Genomic DNA, 24,614 nt, shown 5'->3' with positions numbered 1-24,614 from the left:
GCCTCGCAGGAGTATGTTCATGGAATTTTCCGCCGGATTGATGCCGCTTGAAACGGCGCTGACACAGATGCTTTCACGTATTACCCCGCTCACCGCCGTAGAAACGTTGCCGCTGGTGAACTGCTTTGGCCGCATCCTGGCGACCGATATCGTTTCTCCCCTCGATGTTCCCGGCTTTGATAATTCAGCTATGGATGGTTATGCGGTACGTATGGCGGATTTGTCCGCCGATAAGCCGCTGCCCGTCGCCGGCAAAGCATTTGCCGGTCAGCCTTACCAGGGAGAGTGGCCTGCGGGCACCTGCATTCGCATTATGACCGGCGCCCCGGTGCCGACAGGTTGCGAGGCGGTAGTTATGCAAGAGCAGACGGAACAAACCGATGACGGCGTGCGTTTTACCCCCGATGTTCGTTGCGGACAAAACATCCGCCGCCGCGGCGAGGATATTCGCCAGGATGCGGTGGTCTTTCCGGCCGGTACGCGCCTGACTACTGCCGAACTGCCAGTGCTGGCGTCGCTGGGAATTGCCGATGCGCAGGTTGTACGTAAAGTGCGCGTAGCGCTGTTCTCGACCGGCGACGAGCTCCAGCTTCCGGGCCAGCCGCTGGAGGCGGGACAAATTTATGACACTAACCGTCTAACTATACATTTGATGCTGCAACAGCTTGGCTGCGAAGTGATCAATTTAGGCATTATTCCTGACGATCCCGGTAAGCTTCGCGCCGCATTTATCGACGCCGACAGCCAGGCCGATGTAGTGATAAGCTCCGGCGGCGTCTCGGTTGGTGAAGCGGACTATACCAAAACCATCCTTGAGGAGCTGGGCGAAATCGCCTTCTGGAAGCTGGCTATCAAGCCAGGCAAACCGTTTGCCTTCGGCAAACTCAGTAATAGCTGGTTCTGTGGCCTGCCGGGGAATCCAGTCTCTGCGGCGCTCACTTTTTATCAACTGGTTCAGCCCTTACTGGCGAAGCTTGGCGGCAACACGGCAAGCGCAGTGCCGCCGCGCCAGCGTGTACGCACAGCATCTCGCCTGAAGAAAACGCCGGGGCGTCTCGATTTCCAGCGCGGCATTCTGCAACGTAGCGCCAACGGCGAACTGGAGGTCACGACCACCGGACACCAGGGTTCACATATTTTCAGCTCGTTTAGTCTGGGCAACTGCTTTATTGTGCTGGAGCGTGAACGCGGCAATGTTGAGCCGGGAGAATGGGTGGAAGTCGAGCCGTTTAATGCTCTGTTCGGAGGCCTGTAATGGCGGAACTTAGCGACCAGGAGATGCTGCGCTATAACCGACAAATTATTCTGCGCGGCTTCGATTTTGAAGGGCAGGAAGCGTTAAAAGATGCGCGGGTATTAGTGGTCGGGCTGGGCGGACTCGGCTGCGCGGCAACGCAGTATCTGGCCGGCGCTGGCGTCGGGCAACTGACGCTACTCGATTTTGATACCGTTTCCGTTTCCAATCTCCAGCGTCAAACCTTGCACAGCGACGCCACGGTCGGGCAGCCAAAGGTTGAGTCCGCCCGCGACGCGCTGGCGCGAATCAACCCGCATATTACCATTACGCCCGTTAACGCGCGGCTGGACGACGACGCTATGACCAGCCTGATTGCCGGGCATTCGCTGGTACTGGACTGTACTGATAACGTTAGCGTACGTAATCAACTTAACGCCGGGTGCTATACCGCGAAAGTGCCGCTAATCTCCGGCGCGGCAATTCGTATGGAAGGACAAGTTACCGTCTTTACGTATCGGGAAAACGAACCCTGTTACCGCTGCCTGAGCCGTCTGTTTGGCGAAAACGCTCTGACCTGCGTAGAGGCAGGGGTGATGGCGCCACTGATTGGCGTGATCGGTTCGCTACAGGCAATGGAGGCCATTAAGCTGCTGGCGCATTACGGTCAGCCTGCCAGCGGAAAAATCGTCATGTACGATGCGATGACCTGTCAGTTCCGCGAAATGAAGTTGATACGCAACCCCGGCTGTGAAGTCTGCGGACAGTAGCCACTTTACGGATAAACATACCGAAGCACGGTTTATGGCCGTGCTGTATCAACAGATAATTACTGTCATCAGACGCAAAGCCAGCTTACCCAAGCTCCGACTGACGATCGGCTCAAGCAGCGCGGCATCATCTTAAACACCATACCACAACCTCAAACCGTGATGTTGTACCTCATTTAACGCCTCTTTGTCAGAACCTCTCCATTCGTTGACGCACATCAAGATAACTTTCATTCGAAAGTAATTTAATCTTTATATGAAATAAGAGAGGCCGTTTATGATCTTCAATATTCAGCGCTATTCTACCCACGATGGCCCCGGTATCCGTACCGTAGTATTTCTCAAAGGCTGTTCGTTGGGCTGTCGCTGGTGCCAGAACCCGGAAAGCCGCGCCCGCGCTCAGGATCTGTTATACGACGCGCGGCTGTGTCTCGAAGGATGCGACCTGTGCGCACAAGCCGCGCCGGACGTCATTGAGCGCGCGCTAAACGGCCTGCTCATCCATCGCGAGAAACTGACCGACGCCCATTTTTCCATCCTGGCGCATTGCTGCCCCACACAGGCGTTAACCGTGTGCGGCGAAATAAAAAGCGTGGATGAGATCATGGCGACGGTACTGCGCGATAAACCTTTTTACGATCGCAGCGGCGGCGGTCTTACGCTTTCCGGCGGCGAACCGTTTATGCAGCCGGAACTGGCGGCAGAGCTGTTTAAAGCCAGCCATGACGCCGGTATTCATACTGCGGTTGAGACCTGTCTGCATGTTCCATGGAAATACATTGCGCCCTCACTGCCTTATATCGATCTGTTTCTGGCTGATTTGAAACATGTCGCCGACGGGCCGTTTAAGCAGTGGACCGATGGCAGCGCCTCGCGGGTGCTGGAAAATCTCAGGAAACTCGCCGCCGCGGGCAAAAAAATGGTGATTCGCGTCCCGCTGATTCAGGGATTTAATGCCGATGAGGAGGCCATTAAAGCCATTACCGACTTTGCCGCCGACGAACTGCACGTCGGGGAAATTCATTTTCTGCCCTACCACACGCTGGGCATCAATAAATACCACTTACTCAGTCAACCCTATCATGCCCCGGATAAACCACTGGATGCGCCGGCGTTACTTGATTTTGCCCAGAAGTACGCCTGCCAAAAAGGTTTAACCGCGACCCTACGAGGATAATTATCATGACCCAACTGAAACTGGACACGCTCAGTGACCGCATTAAGGCGCACAAAACCGCGCTGGTACATATCGTGAAACCGCCGATCTGTACCGAGCGCGCGCAGCATTATACCGAAATGTACCAGCAGCATCTGGATAAACCGATTCCGGTACGCCGTGCGCTGGCGCTGGCCCATCACCTGGCGGAACGCACTATCTGGATAAAACACGATGAACTGATCGTCGGCAACCAGGCAAGTGAAGTCCGCGCCGCGCCGATTTTCCCGGAATATACCGTCTCGTGGATTGAAAAAGAGATCGACGACCTGGCGGACCGACCCGGCGCAGGTTTTTCCGTAAGTGAAGAAAACAAGCGTATTCTGCACGACGTTTGTCCGTGGTGGCGCGGTCAAACCGTCCAGGATCGCTGCTACGGCATGTTTACCGATGAACAAAAAGGGCTTCTGGCGACTGGCATTATCAAAGCCGAAGGCAATATGACCTCCGGTGACGCGCACCTGGCGGTGAACTTCCCGCTGCTGCTGGAAAAAGGGCTTGATGGCCTGCGCGATAAAGTCGCCGAGCGCCGCTCACGCATCAACCTGACCGTGCTGGAAGATCTGCATGGCGAGCAGTTCCTGAAGGCGATTGATATTGTGCTGGACGCGGTAAGCCAGCACATCACGCGCTTTGCCGCGCTGGCGCGCCAGATGGCGGGCGAAGAGTCCCGTGAAAGCCGTCGTAAAGAGCTACTTACCATCGCCGAAAACTGCGAGGTGATCGCCCACCAACCGCCGCAGACCTTCTGGCAAGCACTGCAATTGTGCTACTTCATCCAGCTGATTCTACAAATTGAGTCTAACGGTCACTCGGTGTCATTTGGTCGTATGGACCAGTATCTTTACCCCTATTATCGTCGCGATGTCGAACTAAACCAGACGCTGGATCGTGAGCACGCCATTGAACTGCTGCACAGCTGCTGGCTGAAACTGCTGGAAGTAAACAAGATCCGCTCCGGTTCGCACTCTAAAGCTTCCGCAGGCAGCCCGCTGTATCAAAACGTCACCATTGGCGGTCAGAATCTCATCAACGGTCAGCCAATGGACGCAGTGAATCCGCTGTCTTACGCCATTCTGGAGTCCTGTGGACGTCTGCGTTCTACCCAGCCCAACCTCAGTGTGCGTTATCACGCCGGAATGAGTAACGATTTCCTTGACGCCTGCGTCCAGGTCATCCGCTGCGGCTTTGGGATGCCGGCGTTTAACAATGATGAAATCGTCATCCCGGAATTTATCAAGTTGGGGATCGAACCGCAGGACGCTTACGATTATGCGGCGATCGGCTGTATCGAAACCGCCGTCGGCGGGAAATGGGGTTATCGCTGCACCGGCATGAGCTTTATTAACTTCGCCCGCGTCATGCTGGCGGCGCTGGAAGGCGGTCGCGACGCCACCAGCGGCAAGGTATTTCTGCCGCAGGAAAAGGCGCTCTCCGCAGGCAACTTTAACAATTTTGACGAAGTGATGGCCGCCTGGGATACCCAAATTCGCTACTACACGCGCAAATCGATCGAAATTGAGTATGTGGTCGACACCATGCTGGAAGAGAACGTCCACGATATTCTGTGCTCAGCGCTGGTAGATGACTGTATTGAACGCGCGAAGAGTATCAAGCAAGGCGGCGCGAAATATGACTGGGTATCCGGTCTCCAGGTCGGTATCGCCAACCTGGGCAACAGCCTCGCCGCCGTGAAAAAACTGGTCTTCGAACAGGGCGTTATCGGTCAACAGCAGCTTGCCGCCGCGCTGGCCGATGACTTTGACGGGCTGACCCATGAGCAGCTGCGCCAGCGTCTGATTAACGGCGCGCCGAAGTACGGTAACGACGATGACAGTGTCGATACCCTGCTGGCGCGCGCTTATCAGACCTATATTGATGAGCTGAAGCAATACCATAACCCGCGCTACGGTCGTGGCCCTGTGGGCGGCAACTATTACGCCGGTACGTCCTCTATCTCAGCAAACGTGCCGTTTGGCGCCGCGACTATGGCTACCCCGGATGGTCGCAAAGCGCATACACCGCTGGCGGAAGGCGCAAGCCCTGCATCGGGTACGGATCATCTCGGCCCGACGGCGGTGATCGGTTCCGTAGGCAAATTACCTACCGGTTCCATTCTCGGCGGCGTGCTGCTCAATCAGAAACTGAACCCAACGACGCTGGAAAACGAATCCGACAAACAGAAACTGATGGTTCTGCTACGGACGTTCTTTGAGGTGCATAAAGGCTGGCATATTCAGTACAACATCGTGTCACGCGAAACGCTGTTGGATGCGAAAAAACATCCGGACCAGTACCGCGATCTGGTCGTGCGTGTGGCAGGCTACTCCGCCTTCTTCACCGCGCTGTCGCCGGATGCGCAGGACGATATCATCGCCCGTACCGAACATATGCTGTAATTTGCCCAGGCGCCATCGGCAATATGTCCGAACTGCCTGATGGCGCTACGTTTAACAGGCCTGCGCAGGCCTGTTAATCAGAAGGGATCGGTGCCGTCAAGCACGGCCTGAATGACGTTGAGCGCGCCTTGATGGTTATTATCATCAGTGTGATAACGTGAAAGCGCTTTGATATTGTCTGCGGCATTGCCCATGGCAAAAGAGTAATGCGCCATTTTCAACATTTCCGCATCATTACCGCTGTCGCCAATGGCGACGACATTCTGTGGCGACCTGTTCCAGCGCTTTAACAGACGACTGATGCCATTCGCTTTATGCAGTCCCGGGATAATCAGGTCGATAAAACCGAAGCCGCTGGTGACGGGCTTCATGATGCCATCCAGAGATACGTGCAGTTTGTCGATAACCAGCGGAATTTGTTCATCGGGCAAATTCAGGGAGAACTTAAACAGGATATCGTCAATGTCGTGATAATCGTTTACCGGCTGCAGGCGGTGATAATGTTTGGCCATCAGCGCCACGAAAGTCTCGGGAGCGTTTTTGCTGACATAAGCGCTTTTCAGACCGCAGGCGACGAAGTTAAGCTGCTTATCCTTCAGCAGTTCGCCAATCACAATCCGCGATTCATGCCGGGTTAGCTCCCCGTGAAACAACTGCTTGCCATGTTCATACACCAGCGCGCCATTTTCTGCGACAAAGGAAATTTCGTCTTTCAGCTCGGGGAAGAAGGAGATCAACTGGTAGTACTGATTACCGCTGGCGACCACAAATTCGATATTACGTTTTTTCAGTTCCTGGTATTGCGCCATGAAGCGTACACGATCGTACTGCTTGGCATCGTCGAGAAAAGTGCCGTCCATATCGGTAACGACAACGTTAACGGTCATACTTAAGCTCCTGGCTGTAACTGCGACCAGAAACATTTTAATAACAATGTGAGCAGAACCACAAATTTATTTCGAATGAAAAGTAGCTGAACGAAAGGAATAGCCGCATAAGACATTAAGGCGTCCTGGCCACCTTACGTTTTCCTCTCGCTTCCCTCTTTGTGTTCCCCTGCAATATTTTAAACTTGCATTAACCTTATTTTAACTTAAAGTATCATATATAACTAATTTTACTTTCGAACGAAAGATGATGAGGTTGATATGACGACTCCTTTTACCCACGAAACGCTGCCCGCCGACCCAAAAGCGGCCATTCGTCAGATGAAGCAGGCGCTACGCGCGCAAATCGGCGACGTACAGGCGGTGTTCGACCGTTTGAGTGCCACCATAGCAGCCCGGGTGGCGGAAATTAACGATCTGAAGGCGCAGGGACAGCCGGTATGGCCAATTATCCCTTTTAGCGAACTGGCGATGGGCAACATTAGCGATGCCACCCGCGCCGAGGTTAAGCGCCGCGGGTGCGCGGTGATTAAAGGTCATTTTCCACGCGAACAGGCGCTGGCATGGAACCAGTCGATGCTCGACTATCTGGACAAGAACCATTTTGACGAGGTGTATAAAGGACCGGGGGATAATTTTTTCGGTACGCTGAGCGCCTCCCGGCCTGAAATCTATCCTGTCTACTGGTCGCAGGCGCAAATGCAGGCCCGCCAAAGTGAAGAGATGGCGCTGGCGCAGTCGTTCCTCAACCGTCTATGGCAGGTAGAGCACGACGGCAAGCGATGGTTTAATCCGGATATCAGCATCATTTACCCGGATCGCATCCGTCGCCGCCCGCCGGGCACCACATCCAAAGGACTGGGAGCGCATACCGACTCCGGCGCGCTGGAGCGCTGGCTGCTACCAGCCTATCAGCAGGTATTCGCCAGCGTGTTTAACGGCAACGTTGAGCAGTACGATCCGTGGAATGCGGCGCACCGTACCGAAGTTGAAGAGTATACGGTGGATAACACCACCAAATGCTCGGTATTTCGCACCTTCCAGGGCTGGACCGCGCTCTCCGATATGCTGCCCGGTCAGGGGTTGCTTCATGTCGTCCCTATCCCGGAGGCGATGGCGTATATTCTGCTGCGCCCGCTGCTGGATGATGTCCCGGAAGATGAATTATGCGGCGTCGCGCCGGGCCGGGTGCTGCCGATTTCTGAACAGTGGCATCCTTTACTGATAGCGGCGTTAACCAGCATTCCGCCGCTGGAAGCCGGGGATTCCGTGTGGTGGCATTGCGATGTCATCCACTCCGTCGCCCCCGTCGAAAATCAGCAGGGCTGGGGCAATGTGATGTACATTCCTGCCGCGCCAATGTGTGAGAAAAACCTGGCCTATGCGCGTAAGGTGAAAGCGGCGCTGGAGACAGGCGCATCACCGGGCGATTTCCCGCGCGAGGACTATGAAACCACCTGGGAAGGGCGCTTCACGCTGCGCGATCTGAATATTCACGGTAAACGGGCATTAGGTATGGACGTTTGACGGTCGTACCGCCCTGCCCGCTTAACTGCGGTGCGCCCTTTGTCTGGGCGCACCCGTCTTACCGGACCTACGCGCCAGGATACGTAGGCCCGGTAAACACAACGCCACCGGGCGTCAGTGTTTAGCTTTCAATCCCTTTACTACGCAAATAATCGTCGTAGTTGCCGCTGAAGTCCACCACGCGCTCCGGCGTAATTTCAATGACGCGGGTTGCCAGCGAGCTGACGAACTCACGGTCGTGCGAAACAAAGATCAGCGTGCCCTGATACAGCTCCAGCGCCATATTCAGCGATTCGATCGACTCCATATCCAGGTGGTTAGTCGGTTCGTCCATGATCAGGATATTCGGCTTTTGCATCATCAGTTTGCCGAACAGCATACGGCCCTTCTCGCCACCGGAAAGGACTTTCGCAGGCTTTTTGATATCATCCTGGCTAAATAACAGGCGGCCCAGAATACTGCGCACTGCCTGCTCGTCGTCGCCTTCCTGCTTCCACTGACTCATCCATTCAAACACCGTCAGGTCATTTTCGAATTCATATTCGTGGTCCTGCGCGTAGTAACCAATACGCGCGTTTTCCGACCATTTAACGGTGCCATGATCGGCGTCCAGATCGCCAACCAGCGTCTTCAGCAGCGTAGATTTACCCACGCCATTGGTGCCGAGTACTGCCAGCTTCTCGCCGACTTCGAGCAGCAAATTGACATTTTTAAACAGCGGACCGTTATCAAAACCTTTCGTCAGCGCCTCCACTTCCAGAGCGTTACGGAACAGTTTTTTATCCTGCTCAAAACGGATGAACGGGTTCTGACGGCTGGAGGCTTTCACCTCTTCCAGCTTGATTTTATCAATCTGCCGCGCGCGCGACGTTGCCTGACGCGATTTAGAGGCATTGGCGCTAAAACGGCTAACAAAAGATTGCAGCTCGGCAATTTGCGCTTTTTTCTTCGCATTATCGGCCAACAGACGTTCACGCGCCTGGGTCGCCGCCGTCATATACTCATCATAGTTACCCGGATAGACGCGCAAGTCGCCGTAATCCAGATCCGCCATATGCGTACAAACCATATTCAGGAAGTGACGGTCGTGCGAAATGATGATCATCGTGCTATCGCGCTCGTTCAGCACCTGCTCCAGCCAACGGATAGTATCAATATCCAGGTTGTTGGTCGGTTCGTCGAGCAACAGGATGTCCGGATTAGAGAATAACGCCTGCGCCAGCAGCACACGCAATTTCCAGCCTGGCGCGACTTCACTCATCAGACCGTAATGCTGCTCCAGCGGGATGCCCACCCCCAACAGCAGTTCGCCCGCGCGCGCCTCAGCGGAATAACCGTCCATCTCGCCGTATTTTACTTCCAGATCGGCGACTTTATAGCCGTCTTCTTCGCTCATTTCCGGCAAGGCGTAGATACGGTCGCGCTCCTGCTTGACTTCCCACAGTTCGCCATGCCCCATAATGACAGTATCAAGTACGGTGAATGTTTCAAAAGCGAACTGATCCTGACGCAGCTTACCGATGCGCTCATTCGGATCGAGGGAAACATTGCCCAGCGTCGGCTCCAGGTCGCCGCCGAGGATTTTCATAAAAGTGGACTTTCCGCTACCGTTGGCGCCGATCAGGCCGTAACGGTTGCCGCCGCCAAATTTGACGGAAATGTTTTCGAACAGCGGCTTACTGCCGAACTGCATGGTAACGTTGCTGGAAACTAACACAGGCTTATCCTGAAAAAAGATGTGACAAACCGCTTATTATGCCACAAGTCTGAAATAAGATCGCGCCCTGTACAAAGGGCTACACTGAATCGTAAGGGAAAAAAACGTGATTTCGTACACATCTGAATTCCCTGTTTACTGGAATGCACCTATAATGCGCTCCCAACATGACAGAATTCTCAACCTACTAGCCTGCTTGGCACAGAATCTCGCATAACATGAATATGAAATTAACAACGCTTTTCGCGGCGGCTTTCGCTGTAGTTGGTTTTTGTAAAACAGCCTCAGCAGTCACTTACCCGCTGCCTACCGATGGTAGCCGTTTAATTGGGCAAAATCAGGTCATCACCGTTCCGGAGGGCAATACCCAGCCGCTGGAGTATTTTGCCGCGGAGTACCAGATGGGGCTCTCCAACATGCTGGAAGCCAACCCTGGCGTGGATACCTTCCTGCCGAAGGGCGGTACCGTGCTGAATATTCCGCAGCAGCTGATCCTGCCGGATACCGTACACGAAGGCATTATCATCAATAGCGCGGAAATGCGCCTCTATTACTACCCGAAAGGCACAAACACCGTTATCGTCCTGCCGATTGGGATCGGTCAGTTAGGTAAAGACACGCCTATCAACTGGACGACCAAAGTTGAACGTAAAAAAGCCGGTCCGACCTGGACGCCTACGGCAAAAATGCACGCTGAATATCGCGCCGCCGGCGAGCCGCTGCCTGCCGTCGTACCTGCGGGCCCGGATAACCCGATGGGCCTGTACGCGCTGTACATCGGTCGCCTGTATGCTATTCACGGCACCAACGCCAACTTCGGCATCGGGCTTCGCGTGAGCCACGGCTGCGTGCGTCTGCGCAACGACGATATCAAATTCCTGTTTGAAAATGTGCCGGTCGGTACCCGCGTGCAGTTTATCGATGAACCGGTAAAAGCCACCACCGAGCCGGACGGTAGCCGTTACATTGAGGTGCATAACCCGCTGTCAACGACGGAGGCGCAGTTTGAAGGTAAGGAAGCGGTGCCGATCACGCTTAATAAGAGTATCCTGGCCGTTACCAACGAGCCTGACGTTGATCAGACCGTCGTACAACAGGCGGTTCAGGATCGTTCCGGGATGCCGGTTCGTCTGAACTGACAGACTCTGCCTGCGAAGCCCGATAGACACTATCGGGCTTCTCTTACGGCATCAGTTGCAATAATCCATATCCCACCAGCGCCGCCCATGCCAGCATCGGCAGCGAATAGAAATGAAATCGCCACCAGATGCGGCGATCGTTCGCCATCCGTAAAGCAATAAGATTTGCCAGCGACCCCGGCAGCAGACCAAACCCGCCGATATTCACCGCCCACGCCAGCAGCGTCGAGGCCGGTACATAGTTCAGCAGGAGAATGGTACTGGGTACATTACTGATAACCTGCGACAGGCCGATAGCGGTTAGCCAAAGTCCCCGGTGAGACAGTGCGCCAACCTGGTTGAAAACGCCCTGCAACGCCGGCAATTGCGTTAGCAGATGGACATCAATAAACATCGCCATAAATACCAGCAGCAGCGTCCAGTCCACGCTGACTATCACCCTGCGCGCCAGCACAATAAACCCAGCCGCCACCAACACCAGTCCCCATAACTCTTGCCTGAGCTCCAGCGCGGTAAGAAAAACGACATATAATGCCAGGCAACTCCACACCAGACGGGGCTGCCACTGCGGCGAACGCGTACCGGTATGGTACTGTAACGCCCTACCCGGAAAACAAAACCAGCACAGGAGCAGTAACGTCAGCATCATCATGACGGCAAGCGGCGCCATTTGCCCGCTAAATTCAGCAAAGCTTAAGCCGGAGCGTCCCCACAACAGAATATTTTGCGGATTACCGACAGGCGTCAGCAACGAACCGGCGTTCACCGCCAACGCTTCAAAAATAATCAATCGGTTGACCGGAATCGCACACAGTTTTTTTAACGTTATCGTCAGCGGCACAACGATAAACAGCGCGACATCGTTTGTCAGAAAGGTCGACAGCGCCGCCGCAGCCAGCACCAGGAACATCGCCAGTTGCCGCTCGGTATGAAATCGGCGCGTCATCTTGCGTCCCAGCACATCAAAATAGCCGCTCAGCTCAACGCCTTTAGTGAGCAACATTAACCCACTGAGGGTAATAATGGTGTGCCAGTCAATCGCGCCAGGCCAGGCGCGGGGCGCAAAAGGAACAAACAGGCTTAGCGCCATCCCCACAATGATCAACAACTGAAAAAAACGGTCACGCCGCAGCGCCCGTAAAAAGGCCAGATTCATTCTGCAGATGTTCCATGCTGTTGCGTGAAGGCCAAAAAGGCATCCAATGTCTCCTGGCTGACATGGTGTTCCATCCCTTCCGCATCACGACGCGCGATCTCCGGACTTACGCCTAACACCAGTAAAAAATTTTCGACAATTTGGTGCCGCTCGCGGCTTTCCTGCGCCAGCTTCTCCCCTTCCGGCGTCAGAAAAACGCCGCGCCAGGGGATCATTTGAATAAATCCTAACGATGCCAGGCGCTTAAGCATTTTGGCCACAGTTGGCTGGGAGACGCCGAGCCGAGCCGCCATATCCACCTGACGCGCTTCCCCTACCTCAATAATTAAATCGGAAATCAGCTCAACGTAATCGTCTATCAACTCACGGCGATGCGCCTCTCTGACCTGACGAAATCCTTCAACGTGTTCTTCTACGTTCACCAATTGCGTCACTTTTTTTGTTGTTGGCGTACCTGCGCGACGACCCATTTTGCTTCCTCGTTTCTGTGACGCGTTAACGCGTCAGCTGACAGAGCGCTCATTGTAAACCAGAGTTGTCCGGGCACAAAAAATTAACGTTTTAGCAATAGCTATAAAACATAGCCTGTGCTATATCTGTATGTAATGCAGACATCCCTCACGGATCGATGGGATAGAAACATCAGGAGGTTTATATGAACGAATTTAAGAGGTGTATACGCGTGTTCAGTCACTCTCCCTTTAAAGTCCGGTTAATGCTGCTCTCTATGTTGTGCGAAATGATCAACGGCAAACTGGAACAGGATAACCCTTCCACGAAATAACGCGGCGGTGCGGTACGCCGCTTTATTTTGCATCCTCAACGGAAATGGCGCCCATTTCCCCTGTTTTTTTGTGGTTTTGCTATTCTCTTCGCAAAACATTTTCTTTCCGGCGGTTGACCTTCTTACCCGCACGCTCTATCTTCTGGCAGCCCTGAATATTTTGCGACTCGCCGTTGCGAACCCAATACCTTTTTTACGCATAATCAGGCAGGTAATGACCCTTCGCGCCAGGGTTAGCACATGGCGTTTTTGCAATAGTGGCATATGAATTCAACCCTTATCGATTCACTTCTCGCCCGTCGTCGGGCTGTAAGCCCGTGGGCGGGCCTCTACTTTTTACAGTCGCTGCTGATTAACCTCGCGCTCGGCTACCCCTTTAGCCTGCTTTATACCGCGGCGTTTACCTGCCTGTTGCTGCTGCTCTGGCGCTACCTGCCCCGCGGACAAAAAGCGCTGCTCGGCATCTGTTCGCTGGTAGCTGCTTGCTATTTTCCCTTTGGCCAGGCTTACGGCGCGCCGAACTTTAATACGCTGCTGGCGCTGCACTCCACCAATATGGAAGAGTCGAGCGAAATCCTGACCATCTTCCCGTGGTATAGCTACCTGACCGGACTTTTTATTTTTGCGCTGGGTATTATTGCGCTTCGCCGCCGAAAAGAAGAGGTCAGGCCGCGCTGGAATAGCCTCGACAGCCTGTGCCTGCTGATCAGCGTCGCGGCATTTTTCGTCGCGCCGGTACAAAATCTGGCGTGGGGCGGCGTTTTTAAGGTTATTGATACCGGCTATCCGGTTTTTCGCTTCGCTAAAGACGTTATCGTCAATAACAACGAAGTCATTGAAGAGCAGCACCGTATGGCGCAGCTATCCGGCATAAAAGATAGCTGGACGGTTACTGCGGTGAAACCCAGATATCACATCTATGTCGTGGTGATAGGTGAAAGCGCGCGACGGGATGCCATGGGCGCTTTCGGCGGCCACTGGGATAATACCCCCTTCGCCAGCCATGTGAATGGCGACTTCTTTATGGATTACATCGCCGCCAGCGGCTCAACGCAAAAATCGCTCGGTTTAACGCTCAATCGCGTGGTGGATAACAAACCGCAGTATCAGGATAACTTCGTCACGCTGGCTAACCGCGCCGGTTTTCAGACATGGTGGTTTTCCAATCAGGGGCAAATCGGTGAATACGACACGACCATCGCCAGTATCGCCAAACGCGCCGATGAAGCGCATTTCCTGAAAAACGGCGATTTTGAAGCGGATAAAAATACTCGCGACGACGCGCTGTTAACCATGACGGCGCAGGTATTGGCGACAGAACGCACGCAACCGCAGTTGATTGTGTTGCATTTAATGGGATCGCATCCCCAGGCCTGCGACCGTACTCAGGGAAAATACGCGACGTTTGTCCAGTCGAAAGAGACGTCTTGTTATTTATACACCATGACGCAAACCGACGATTTGCTCCGTCAGCTCTATACTCAGCTTCGTCATAGCGGCGACAGTTTTTCGCTCGTCTATTTCTCCGATCACGGGCTGGCGTTTAAAGAGCGCGGCAAAGCGGTACAGTACCTGGCGCATGACGACAAATTCCAGCAAAACTTCCAGGTGCCGTTTATGGTGCTATCCAGCGACAGTAAAGCGCATCGGATCATTAAAGCTCGCCGTTCCGCGAACGATTTCCTGAGTTTTTTCTCGCAATGGACAGGAATTAGCGCTAAAGAGATCAAAAATCGCTATCGATTTATTTCCGAGCAAAAAGCCGGGCCCGTTTATATCACCAATTTCAAATTACAGAAAGTGGACTATAACCATCTGGGCAGCGATATTTTTTCACTAAAATAATGCATGTTTCAGGCAAAAAAAATCCGCCCCGAAAGGCGGATTTTTCATTTTCACCGACGTGATTAGAAGCGGTAACCCACACCAGCAATCCAGGTGCCAACGTCAACGCTACGAATACGGCTCTGCTCGTAAGAGAAGTCCAGAGCAACATTTTCCATCGGGTTGAATTGCAGACCAGCGCCATAGGAGAAGCCATAATCGCTGGTGTCATGCTTGTAGGTTGGGTAATCGGTCGTCTGGAATTTACCGTAACCCACACCGACTACACCGTAGATGCTCGCCCAATCGTTCAGACGGTAAGCCGGGCCGGCAGTGATGCCGTAGTACTGACCTTTGTTGTAATCGCCCGCACCGTTAGTACGATCTTTTTCGGTGTAGGTGAAGGAACCGATTACGCCCAGCGGGTTGTCGTCCTGCTCGTAACGATACTTCAGGTTGAAACCGCTCATTTTATTCGCTACGCCCTGCGCGTCGCTCTGAGCGTAACCACCGGTAACGGTAGAAGTAGCAGCTACTGCAGTACCTGCGGAAAAAGCCAGAACAGCGGCCAGTGCTGAAAGACATGCAATTTTTTTCATAACCACCTCAAATGTGCTTCAAGTAAGTCCTAAGTTTTAAATATATCAAAAATTAATGGGAAACTCTTTGCGATTCACGGTGTCTAAGGGCGCCTTTCATGTAACAGAACGTTTCCATATCGCGCTATCTTATTCAATTAACATCACTTTTCCGGCTGATTGCACCAATAATGCGCGTGCGACGCGATACATTCATCCAGATTATTCCTAAACTAACAGTCTATTTATCCATCAATTTAAGTTCATTTTATGGAATCCTGGAAATTTTTTTTCAACGAATCCTCAACCGCCACGGGGAATTTCCATTACACTGCCACCTTTACTCGTACTGACATTTTTTGACAGGAGAAAGGATGCCGGGGTCAACACGTAAACTACCAGTCTGGTTGCCCATTTTGGTTTTGCTCATTGCCATGTCCTCTATTCAGAGTGGCGCTTCACTGGCGAAATCGTTATTTCCTCTTGTCGGCGCGCCGGGCGTAACGGCGCTTCGTCTGGCGTTGGGAACGCTTATCCTTATCGCCTTTTTCAAACCCTGGCGTTTGCGTTTTGCCAAAGAGCAGCGGCTGCCTTTACTGTTTTATGGTCTGTCGCTGGGCGGGATGAACTATCTATTCTATCTGTCGATTCAGACGGTGCCGTTGGGTATTGCGGTCGCGCTGGAATTTACCGGTCCTCTGGCGGTCGCGCTGTTTTCATCCCGGCGGCCGGTAGATTTTATTTGGGTCGTACTGGCTGTGCTTGGGCTCTGGTTCCTGCTGCCATTAGGGCAAGATATGTCTCACGTCGATCTTACCGGGGCCGCGTTGGCGCTCGGCGCTGGCGCCTGTTGGGCTGTCTATATTCTTACCGGCCAGCGAGCAGGCGCGGAACATGGTCCGGCCACGGTGGCGGTAGGCTCGCTGATTGCCGCCATCATTTTCGTGCCGATTGGCGCAGTTCAGGCTGGCGACGCGCTATGGCACTGGTCGATTCTTCCCTTAGGGTTAGCGGTCGCTGTGCTTTCTACGGCGCTGCCTTATTCACTGGAAATGATTGCACTGACGCGCCTGCCAACCCGCACCTTCGGTACGCTGATGAGCATGGAACCCGCGCTGGCCGCCGTTTCCGGGATGATTTTTCTGGGCGAAACGCTTACGGGCATACAAATCCTGGCCCTGTGCGCCATCATTGCCGCCTCAATGGGATCTACCCTAACGATTCGACGCGAACCGCAAATTAAACAAGTTGACGTAAAATAGTTTCTTATTCTGCATGATGTGCATAATCATGCAGAATATCACCTTGTTATTCACCTTTTATTATCGCGCTATTACTTCGTCATTTTTTGTCATATTTTTTCTCATTTTTTACATTAAAATGAGAATTATTACCCACCAAACAGCAAACCCATCTAACTAATTGATTTTTAATCAAAATAAATATTAAATCTTGTCTGTACTATTAAAGTGATAGGTAAATTCAAAAAAGCAAAGTTAAAAACCGGTGCTATACTTATTTTCGTTAATTACCTGGGACACAAACATCAAGAGGATATGAGATTATGAGTACCGCTAAACTGGTAAAAACAAAAGCGTCTAATCTGCTTTATACCCGTAACGATGTATCAGAGAGCGATAAAAAAGCGACGGTTGAGTTGCTTAATCGTCAGGTGATCCAGTTCATTGACCTGTCGCTGATCACGAAACAGGCCCACTGGAACATGCGCGGTGCTAACTTTATTGCCGTTCATGAGATGCTGGATGGCTTCCGTACCGCACTGACCGATCATCTGGATACTATGGCCGAGCGCGCCGTACAGCTTGGCGGTGTGGCGTTAGGCACCACGCAAGTTATCAACAGCAAAACTCCACTGAAAAGCTATCCGCTCGACATCCATAACGTGCAGGATCACTTAAAAGAACTGGCCGATCGCTACGCTGTTGTCGCTAATGATGTTCGCAAAGCTATCGGTGAAGCCAAAGATGAAGACACTGCCGATATCTTTACCGCCGCATCACGCGACCTCGATAAATTCCTGTGGTTTATCGAATCCAACATCGAATAAATCTATCTCTACCCTGACTACTTCGAGTTGCAGGAAGGTACAAACGCAGCGAATCCGCAGAAGCCTGACTTCCGTCGGTCACTGAAGCGAACGCACCTGCAACTTGATGTACACAGGTATATAAGTCATCCCTATACCCCTGCCTGGCACAGGGGTTTTGCACTTAAATAGTGCACACGTCTTGTACTCCCCTCCGATAAAAGTGAATTATTTGTAATAATTACATCACACAATCGTTAATTAAAGATTGTTTTAACAACAATTTTTACGCTAAATAGACCCTGTATCTCTACTTTGTTATTCATGCACTAAATCAGTGCCCCAAAACGGTGCGGCATACTGGTTTTGCCCGACTTATTGTGCACAGGAATGATTCACGCTTCTGTTAAAACAATGAGTTACATAATTGGCATGATTTTTTCATTACGCTACATGTTCTCGCAGGGGATCGCCCCGTGGATAGAAAAGGAAATGCTATGAAGTCTCTATTAAAAGTTTCACTGGCTGCACTTACCCTGGCTTTTGCGGTGTCTTCGCACGCCGCGGATAAGAAACTCGTTGTGGCAACCGATACGGCGTTCGTTCCGTTTGAATTTAAACAGGGCGACAAATACGTCGGTTTTGATGTTGATCTGTGGGACGCTATCGCGAAAGAACTGAAGCTGGACTACACCCTGAAACCGATGGATTTCAGCGGCATTATTCCGGCATTACAAACCAAAAATATCGATCTGGCGCTGGCGGGTATTACGATTACGGACGAACGTAAAAAAGCGATCGACTTTTCCGATGGCTATTACAAAAGCGGTCTGCTCGTGATGGTGAAAGCCAACAATAACGACATTAAAAGCGTTAAAGACCTCGATGGCAAAGTCGTGGCCGTGAAGAGCGGAACCGGGTCGGTGGATTACGCGAAAGCGAATATCAAAACCAAAGACCTGCGTCAGTTCCCGAACATTGATAACGCGTACATGGAATTAGGCACCAACCGCGCAGACGCCGTTCTGCACGATACGCCGAACATCCTGTACTTTATCAAAACCGCAGGCAACGGCCAGTTCAAGGCGGTAGGCGAATCGCTGGAAGCACAGCAATACGGAGTTGCCTTCCCGAAAGGCAGCGATGAACTGCGCGAGAAAGTCAACGGCGCGCTGAAAACGCTGCGTGAGAATGGCACCTATAACGAAATCTACAAAAAATGGTTCGGTACAGAACCTAAATAAAACGACCTGATGTTGGCTTGTGGCCCGGTAGTGAGGACGCTTACCGGGCCTACAGCTCTTTTCCGTGACGGATAAGACACTTTCACGCCATTTCCGCGCCGGATAGAGCATTTGACTATTTACACCACGGTAACAGGAACGACATATGCAGTTTGACTGGAGCGCCATCTGGCCCGCCATTCCGCTTTTGCTTGAGGGCGCTAAAATGACCCTGTGGATCTCGGTCCTCGGTCTGGCTGGCGGCCTGGTTATTGGACTGGCGGCAGGTTTTGCCCGTACGTTTGGCGGCTGGTTCGCCAACCACATCGCCCTGGTTTTCATTGAAATTATTCGCGGCACGCCCATCGTTGTCCAGGTCATGTTTATCTACTTTGCCCTGCCGATGGCATTTAATGATTTGCGTATTGATCCGTTCAGCGCAGCGGTCGTGACAATTATGATTAACTCCGGCGCTTATATCGCGGAAATTACTCGCGGCGCAGTACTATCCATTCACAAAGGTTTTCGCGAAGCGGGTCTGGCGCTGGGCCTTTCTCGCCGGGAAACCATCCGCCATGTTATTTTACCGCTTGCTCTGCGCCGTATGCTGCCGCCGCTGGGCAATCAGTGGATCATTAGCATCAAAGACACCTCGTTGTTTATTGTTATCGGCGTAGCCGAGCTGACCCGTCAGGGCCAGGAAATTATTGCCGGTAACTTTCGCGCCCTGGAAATCTGGAGCGCCGTGGCCGTCTTCTATTTGATCATTACGCTGGTGCTGAGCTTTATTTTGCGTCGTCTTGAAAGAAGGATGAAAATCCTGTGATTGAATTTAAAAACGTCTCCAAGCACTTTGGCCCCACCCAGGTGCTACATAACATTGATTTAAACATCCGTCAGGGCGAAGTGGTTGTGATTATCGGCCCTTCCGGTTCGGGTAAATCCACGTTATTACGCTGTATCAATAAACTGGAAGAGATCACCTCCGGCGATCTGATTGTCGATGGTCTGAAAGTCAACGATCCTAAAGTAGACGAACGGCTGATTCGCCAGGAAGCCGGCATGGTGTTTCAACAGTTTTATCTGTTCCCGCATCTGACCGCGCTCGAAAACGTGATGTTCGGTCCTCTGCGCGTGCGCGGCGTAAAGAAAGAAGAAGCGGAAAAACAGGCGAAAGCTCTGTTAGCGAAAGTTGGACTGGCGGAACGGGCGCACCACTACCCCTCCGAGCTTTCCGGCGGTCAACAACAGCGCGTCGCCATTGCCCGAGCGCTGGCAGTGAAGCCGAAAATGATGCTCTTTGACGAGCCAACCTCCGCTCTGGACCCTGAACTGCGCCATGAAGTGCTGAAAGTCATGCAGGATCTGGCGGAAGAAGGCATGACCATGGTCATTGTGACTCACGAAATCGGCTTTGCCGAAAAAGTCGCCTCACGGCTGATTTTCATCGATAAAGGCCGTATTGCCGAAGATGGCAGTCCGCAGGCGTTGATCGAAAACCCGCCAAGCCCACGTTTACAGGAATTTTTACAGCACGTCTCCTGAGATATCGCCCTTCCTGCCCTGCGGCAGGAAGGGCATCATGGAATAGTCCCATTTCATTTTCCCTCCCCTGCGCCATCTATACTTAGTGTTTTGCGTCTCTTTTCTCACTGGAGGAGTCATGCGGTGGACCCTGTTCATCCTTTTTTGTCTACTGGGCGCGCCTGCCCATGCGGTCGCCATACCCGGCGTGACCACGGGGACATCAACCAGCCAGCAAGCAGCGCCAGAGCCCAGTCCTGAACAAAAAAAAGCGGCCTATGCGGCCCTGGCTGACGTACTGGAGAACGAGGCTTCACGTAACGAATTGATAGCGCAACTCCGCGAAGCCTCAACCACGCCGACCGAGCCGGCGCCAGCGCTTGCGCCGCCTGCGGCCAAAGATGAGAAAACGGTACTGGAGAACGTCACCACCGTTACCCGTCAGTACGGCGATGCTTTCGCTACCCGTTTCGCCCAGCTTTATCGCAACATCACCGATGCGCCGCACAAACCGTTTAACTCGCAAACCTTCACCAACGCGTTAACCCACTTTTTATTTCTGGCCGTCGCGGTATTTGGTTTTTATAGCGTGATACGGCTTTGCGCCCTGCCGTTATATCGAAAAATGGGCCTGTGGGCGCGCAAGAAAAACCGTGAACGCAGCAACTGGTTACAGCTCCCGGCGATGATCGTCGGCGCGTTTATTATCGACCTGCTGCTACTGGCGCTCACCTTATTTATCGGTCAGATGCTCAGTGATAATTTCCATGCGGGAAGTCGAACTATCGCTTTTCAGCAAAGCCTGTTCCTGAATGCCTTCGCGCTGATAGAGTTCTTTAAAGCGATTCTGCGGCTTATTTTTTGCCCTAATGTACCGGAATTACGCCCATTCGCGATTCAGGATGCGACAGCGCGTTACTGGAATCGCCGTATGAGTTCCCTTAGCAGTTTGATTGGCTACGGGCTGATTGTTGCCGTTCCGATTATTTCCAACCAGGTGAATGTTCAGGTTGGCGCGATGGCGAACGTGGCGATCATGCTCTGCATCACCATCTGGGCGCTGTACCTGATCTTTAAAAACAAAGCGGAGATTACGCAACATTTATTAAGTCTGGCGGAACGATCATTAGCCTTTTTTAGCCTGTTTATCCGCGCCTTTGCGCTGGTGTGGCACTGGCTGGCCAGCGCTTACTTTATCGTGCTGTTTTTCTTCTCGTTATTCGACCCAGGCAATAGCCTGAAGTTTATGATGGGCGCGACCGTGCGCAGTCTGGCGATTATTGGCATCGCGGCGTTTATCTCCGGTATGTTTACCCGCTGGATAGCGAAAACCATCACCCTGTCGCCCCATACGCAGCGCAATTACCCGGAATTACAAAAGCGGCTTAACGGCTGGCTCTCCTCGGCGCTAAAAGTCGCACGCTTTTTGACCGTCTGCGTCGCCGTTATGCTGTTGCTCAACGCCTGGGGGCTATTCGATTTCTGGCACTGGCTACATTATGGCGCGGGGGAAAAGATGGTCGATATCCTTATCCGTATCGCGTTAATCTTATTCTTCTCCGCCGTGGGATGGACGATCCTCGCCAGTCTGATTGAGAATCGTCTGGCCTCCGATATTCATGGCCGCCCGCTACCCAGCGCCCGCACGCGCACGCTGCTGACGCTGTTCCGCAATGCGCTGGCAGTGATTATCAGTACCATAACCATCATGATCGTGTTATCGGAAATCGGCGTCAATATCGCGCCATTGCTGGCTGGCGCGGGCGCGTTAGGTCTGGCTATCTCTTTCGGTTCGCAAACCCTGGTGAAAGATATTATCACCGGCGTCTTTATTCAGTTTGAAAACGGGATGAATACCGGCGACTTAGTCACCATAGGCCCGCTGACGGGGACGGTCGAAAGAATGTCGATTCGTTCCGTCGGCGTGCGGCAGGATACCGGGGCATACCATATTATCCCGTGGTCCTCGATCACCACTTTCGCCAACTTTGTGCGCGGTATCGGCTCTGTTGTCGCCAACTATGACGTGGATCGCCATGAGGATGCGGATAAAGCGAATCAGGCGCTGAAAGACGCGGTAACGGCGCTGATGGAGACGGAGGATATTCGCGGGCTGATTATCGGCGAACCCACGTTCGCCGGTATTGTCGGTTTAACGAACACGGCGTTTACTTTACGCGTGTCGTTCACCACGCTACCGCTCAAGCAGTGGACGGTGCGTTTTGCCCTTGATAGCCAGGTGAAAAAGCATTTTGATCTGGCTAATGTGCGCGCGCCGGTGCAAACGTATCAGGTTCTGCCCGCCCCCGTCGGCGGCCCGTCGCCTGATTCGCTGCCGCCGCGCGAACCGACGATTTAGCGTTTACGGGTGATAAAACGGCGACGCTGGTCGTCATCCATAAAGGTCCAGGCAATAAAGCGGCTTTGCTTTTGCCCCTGGGCCATCTCTTTTTTCACCACTTTCACCGCGCCAGCCTCCGTCAACGCCCGGTAAAGCGGCGGTAAATTCTCGCCGCGCGACACCAACGTCGTAAACCACAACACCTGACGGCGGAAGGATTGGCTTTCAGCAATCATTTTTTTAATAAAGGCGACTTCGCCGCCTTCGCACCATAGCTCCTGCTGTTGACCGCCAAAGTTCAGCGCATCATCTTTATTCTGCCCCAAATTGCGGCGCTTACGCTCGCTGCCTGCGCGGGCTGCGGCGGCGGAGTCGTGAAAAGGCGGGTTACAAAGCGTTGCGTCATAAAATTCATTTTTATGAATGATACCGGTAAAAATGGCCGCCGGATCTTTTTGCCGACGCAGACGAATGGCGCGGCTTAACCCCGTATTAGCCTGAATGATAGCCTGCGCGCTGGACATCGCTGCGTCGCTGACTTCACTACCGGTAAATCGCCAGCCATATTCATGGACGCCGATAAGCGGATAAATACAATTGGCGCCCACGCCCACGTCCAGAATAGTTGCCTGCGCCGGAATACTCCCTGTCGTTTCGCCAAGCAGATCCGCCAGATGATGGATATAATCCGCACGACCAGGCACCGGCGGACATAAAAACCCTGGCGGAATGTCCCAGTGTGTAACGGCATAAAAATGCGCCAGCAACGCCTTATTGAGCGCTTTTACCGCTTGCGGATTAGCAAAATCAACGCTCTGTTCACCGGCGGGCGTGCGGATAAGAAAGGACGTCAATTCCGGCGTGGTCTGACACAGTGCGGCGAGATCATAACGGTGTTGGTGGCGGTTGCGCGGGTGTAACCCCGGTTTCTGGGCGGACATGGCATTCTCCTTTTAGCAGCGGCGTAAGATACCCGTATAACGCCACGGGGTAAATATACCACCGCGAATTCCCTGCCTCGCTCGTTTTATCGGATATCTGAATGACATTGGCTCTGCTCATGGTCTGAAAAGATCGCGCGATGCGATTTTTTCACCTGACGGCGCTACACTTAACCTCAGGTACCCTAAAATCAGGAGAGCGTGATGGCATCCGGCTGGGCAAATGACGACGCAGTGAATGAACAAATCAACAATACTATTGAAGATGCTGTTGCCCGCGCTCGCGGCGAACTTCCTCACGGCGAAAGTCGCGATGAATGCGAATCGTGCGGCGACCCTATCCCTGAAGCGCGGCGTAAAGCCGTACCGGGCGTTCGGTTATGCATATCCTGCCAGCAGGAGAAAGATTTACATAACGCAACATTTTCAGGATATAATCGCAGAGGTTCAAAAGACAGCCAGTTACGCTGACTTTTCTTTACCGAAACCGCCAGTATCATCCATTCCTTTACGCTCATGCTTTTTAGCGTTCTGCGTCGCAGAATGTGCCGTTAACCTCGACTCTGTAAAGCCAGATGACAAGAACGGTAAATTCCACCGTTGAATTAATTAATAATCAATAGGTTATTTGTCATTCAAAAATTTTGAGCAAGGCCGTCAATTCTATTCGATTTTATCTTTCGCAAAAAACCGTGATACTCATCACATCGACGGAACATCGTCCCATAAACAGAATAACCTGCGAGAGATTAATCATGAAAACCATTAAATATGCTGTTGCAGCCATCGCGCTTTCCACCCTTTCTTTTGGCGCTTTTGCCGCAGAACCGGTTAGCGCGTCTCAGACGCAAAACCTGCATAAAATCGGCGTAGTGTCTGCCGATGGCGCCACCACGCTGGATGGCCTGGAAGCTAAACTGGCTGAAAAAGCCGCCGCTGCTGGCGCAAGCGCTTATAACATCACCTCCGCCGTAGGTAATGACAAAATGAGCGGCACTGCGGTGATTTATAAATAATTTACCTGCCCGCCAGATTTCAGGCTGTAACATCGCTGTTGTTTGAATTCTGACGGGTATTACCCTCGTCTGTTTGCCAACAGACCCACTGCTCCAACCCTCATTAACCCTGTTTGTTACCCTTATTTGCCCGTCCGCCACTGGACGGGCTTTTTTTATTCGCTTGACCCGTCCTGAATAGCGTTGACACGTTCCAGACTTAAATCCGGAGAACGTGATGATGACTGAGTTCAAACGCACCCAACGCGATTATCCTCTATCCTTTAAAATAGCCGTCGTTGAGCAGGTCGA

22 protein-coding genes are annotated in these 24,614 nt (G+C 52.6%); 16 read left to right on the top strand and 6 right to left on the bottom strand.

Translation table 11 applies throughout. From position 1 onward, the window contains the following. Positions 1 to 19 precede the first annotated feature (19 nt). The 4 genes from moeA to J4650_RS17700 all read left to right on the top strand — a co-directional run bounded on the left by moeA (position 20) and on the right by J4650_RS17700 (position 5,619). A complete protein-coding gene (moeA, locus tag J4650_RS17715; protein WP_023993609.1) occupies positions 20 to 1,255 on the top strand; it encodes a molybdopterin molybdotransferase MoeA in 1,236 nt (411 codons plus the stop codon). Then, positions 1,255 to 2,004 carry a molybdopterin-synthase adenylyltransferase MoeB gene (gene moeB, locus J4650_RS17710; protein ID WP_000829278.1) on the top strand — a complete coding sequence of 250 codons (750 nt, stop codon included), beginning with the start codon at positions 1,255 to 1,257 and terminating at the stop codon, positions 2,002 to 2,004. The genes moeA and moeB overlap by 1 nt, the downstream gene beginning before the upstream one ends. Before the next feature lie 277 nt (positions 2,005 to 2,281). Further along, positions 2,282 to 3,181: a glycyl-radical enzyme activating protein gene (locus J4650_RS17705; RefSeq protein WP_000576947.1), complete on the top strand. Its 900-nt coding sequence runs from the start codon at positions 2,282 to 2,284 to the stop codon at positions 3,179 to 3,181. Positions 3,182 to 3,186: 5 nt separating this feature from the next. Continuing rightward, the gene (locus J4650_RS17700; protein ID WP_023993608.1) at positions 3,187 to 5,619 is read left to right on the top strand and encodes a glycyl radical protein; all 2,433 of its coding nucleotides are present in this window, start codon (positions 3,187 to 3,189) and stop codon (positions 5,617 to 5,619) included. 77 nt (positions 5,620 to 5,696) lie between these two features. On the opposite strand, the gene J4650_RS17695 is transcribed toward J4650_RS17700, so the two are convergent. Beyond that, positions 5,697 to 6,506, bottom strand: coding sequence for a Cof-type HAD-IIB family hydrolase (locus J4650_RS17695; protein ID WP_000217910.1), 810 nt, complete (start codon positions 6,504 to 6,506; stop codon positions 5,697 to 5,699). 261 nt (positions 6,507 to 6,767) lie between these two features. Here J4650_RS17695 and J4650_RS17690 point away from each other — a divergent pair, with 261 nt between their 5' ends. Beyond that, positions 6,768 to 8,033, top strand: coding sequence for a DUF1479 domain-containing protein (locus tag J4650_RS17690; protein WP_023993607.1), 1,266 nt, complete (start codon positions 6,768 to 6,770; stop codon positions 8,031 to 8,033). 121 nt (positions 8,034 to 8,154) lie between these two features. Here J4650_RS17690 and J4650_RS17685 read toward each other — a convergent pair whose 3' ends face one another. Continuing rightward, a complete protein-coding gene (locus J4650_RS17685) occupies positions 8,155 to 9,750 on the bottom strand; it encodes an ABC-F family ATPase (protein WP_000961480.1) in 1,596 nt (531 codons plus the stop codon). Between the two features lie 218 nt (positions 9,751 to 9,968). Between J4650_RS17685 and ldtB the strand changes: the two genes are divergently transcribed. Further along, positions 9,969 to 10,889 carry a L,D-transpeptidase gene (gene ldtB / locus J4650_RS17680; RefSeq protein WP_001056404.1) on the top strand — a complete coding sequence of 307 codons (921 nt, stop codon included), beginning with the start codon at positions 9,969 to 9,971 and terminating at the stop codon, positions 10,887 to 10,889. 43 nt (positions 10,890 to 10,932) lie between these two features. Here the strand turns inward: ldtB and J4650_RS17675 are convergent, their stop codons facing one another. Both J4650_RS17675 and mntR read right to left on the bottom strand, forming a co-directional pair. Beyond that, a complete protein-coding gene (locus tag J4650_RS17675) occupies positions 10,933 to 12,045 on the bottom strand; it encodes an anion transporter (RefSeq protein ID WP_023993606.1) in 1,113 nt (370 codons plus the stop codon). Then, the gene (mntR, locus tag J4650_RS17670; protein WP_000533542.1) at positions 12,042 to 12,515 is read right to left on the bottom strand and encodes a manganese-binding transcriptional regulator MntR; all 474 of its coding nucleotides are present in this window, start codon (positions 12,513 to 12,515) and stop codon (positions 12,042 to 12,044) included. The genes J4650_RS17675 and mntR overlap by 4 nt, the downstream gene beginning before the upstream one ends. 185 nt (positions 12,516 to 12,700) lie before the next feature. On the opposite strand from mntR, the gene mntS reads away from it, so the two are divergent. Next, positions 12,701 to 12,829 carry a manganase accumulation protein MntS gene (mntS, locus tag J4650_RS17665; RefSeq protein ID WP_058799727.1) on the top strand — a complete coding sequence of 43 codons (129 nt, stop codon included), beginning with the start codon at positions 12,701 to 12,703 and terminating at the stop codon, positions 12,827 to 12,829. Between the two features lie 264 nt (positions 12,830 to 13,093). Beyond that, positions 13,094 to 14,674 carry a phosphoethanolamine transferase gene (locus tag J4650_RS17660; RefSeq protein ID WP_023993604.1) on the top strand — a complete coding sequence of 527 codons (1,581 nt, stop codon included), beginning with the start codon at positions 13,094 to 13,096 and terminating at the stop codon, positions 14,672 to 14,674. A 62-nt stretch (positions 14,675 to 14,736) separates the two neighbouring features. Here the strand turns inward: J4650_RS17660 and ompX are convergent, their stop codons facing one another. After that, the gene (gene ompX, locus J4650_RS17655) at positions 14,737 to 15,252 is read right to left on the bottom strand and encodes an outer membrane protein OmpX (RefSeq protein WP_000716763.1); all 516 of its coding nucleotides are present in this window, start codon (positions 15,250 to 15,252) and stop codon (positions 14,737 to 14,739) included. Between the two features lie 353 nt (positions 15,253 to 15,605). On the opposite strand from ompX, the gene rhtA reads away from it, so the two are divergent. From rhtA to ybiO, 6 genes are all read left to right on the top strand, one after another. Continuing rightward, positions 15,606 to 16,493, top strand: a complete 888-nt coding sequence (gene rhtA, locus J4650_RS17650; RefSeq protein WP_001119554.1) for a threonine/homoserine exporter RhtA — start codon at positions 15,606 to 15,608, stop codon at positions 16,491 to 16,493. A gap of 302 nt (positions 16,494 to 16,795) precedes the next feature. Next, positions 16,796 to 17,299 (top strand): DNA starvation/stationary phase protection protein Dps, encoded by a 504-nt coding sequence (gene dps, locus J4650_RS17645; protein ID WP_000100805.1) that lies wholly within the window; start codon positions 16,796 to 16,798, stop codon positions 17,297 to 17,299. Positions 17,300 to 17,775: 476 nt separating this feature from the next. Next, entirely contained in the window at positions 17,776 to 18,522 is a 747-nt protein-coding gene (gene glnH / locus J4650_RS17640) for a glutamine ABC transporter substrate-binding protein GlnH (protein ID WP_000838671.1), read from the top strand. Positions 18,523 to 18,667: 145 nt separating this feature from the next. Next, on the top strand, positions 18,668 to 19,327 hold the full coding sequence (gene glnP / locus J4650_RS17635) for a glutamine ABC transporter permease GlnP (protein ID WP_001159076.1): 660 nt from the start codon (positions 18,668 to 18,670) through the stop codon (positions 19,325 to 19,327). Continuing rightward, positions 19,324 to 20,046: a glutamine ABC transporter ATP-binding protein GlnQ gene (glnQ, locus tag J4650_RS17630; protein ID WP_000569093.1), complete on the top strand. Its 723-nt coding sequence runs from the start codon at positions 19,324 to 19,326 to the stop codon at positions 20,044 to 20,046. Before glnP ends, glnQ begins: the two co-directional genes overlap by 4 nt. Positions 20,047 to 20,164: 118 nt before the next feature. Then, complete coding sequence (gene ybiO, locus J4650_RS17625; protein ID WP_023993603.1) at positions 20,165 to 22,384, top strand: mechanosensitive channel protein; 2,220 nt, start codon at positions 20,165 to 20,167, stop codon at positions 22,382 to 22,384. On the opposite strand, the gene rlmF is transcribed toward ybiO, so the two are convergent. After that, positions 22,381 to 23,307 (bottom strand): 23S rRNA (adenine(1618)-N(6))-methyltransferase RlmF, encoded by a 927-nt coding sequence (gene rlmF / locus J4650_RS17620; RefSeq protein WP_001275962.1) that lies wholly within the window; start codon positions 23,305 to 23,307, stop codon positions 22,381 to 22,383. The two genes, ybiO and rlmF, sit on opposite strands and share 4 nt — an antisense overlap. 204 nt (positions 23,308 to 23,511) lie before the next feature. Here rlmF and J4650_RS17615 point away from each other — a divergent pair, with 204 nt between their 5' ends. Further along, the gene (locus J4650_RS17615; protein ID WP_000146332.1) at positions 23,512 to 23,778 is read left to right on the top strand and encodes a DksA/TraR family C4-type zinc finger protein; all 267 of its coding nucleotides are present in this window, start codon (positions 23,512 to 23,514) and stop codon (positions 23,776 to 23,778) included. 284 nt (positions 23,779 to 24,062) lie between these two features. Beyond that, on the top strand, positions 24,063 to 24,323 hold the full coding sequence (gene ybiJ, locus J4650_RS17610) for a DUF1471 family protein YbiJ (protein ID WP_000849089.1): 261 nt from the start codon (positions 24,063 to 24,065) through the stop codon (positions 24,321 to 24,323). Positions 24,324 to 24,614 lie beyond the last annotated feature (291 nt).

It is taken from the genome of Salmonella sp. 32120201201600049SM, assembly GCF_017572835.1.
Classification (GTDB): domain Bacteria; phylum Pseudomonadota; class Gammaproteobacteria; order Enterobacterales; family Enterobacteriaceae; genus Salmonella; species Salmonella enterica.
This window is presented reverse-complemented; position numbering and strand designations above follow the sequence as displayed.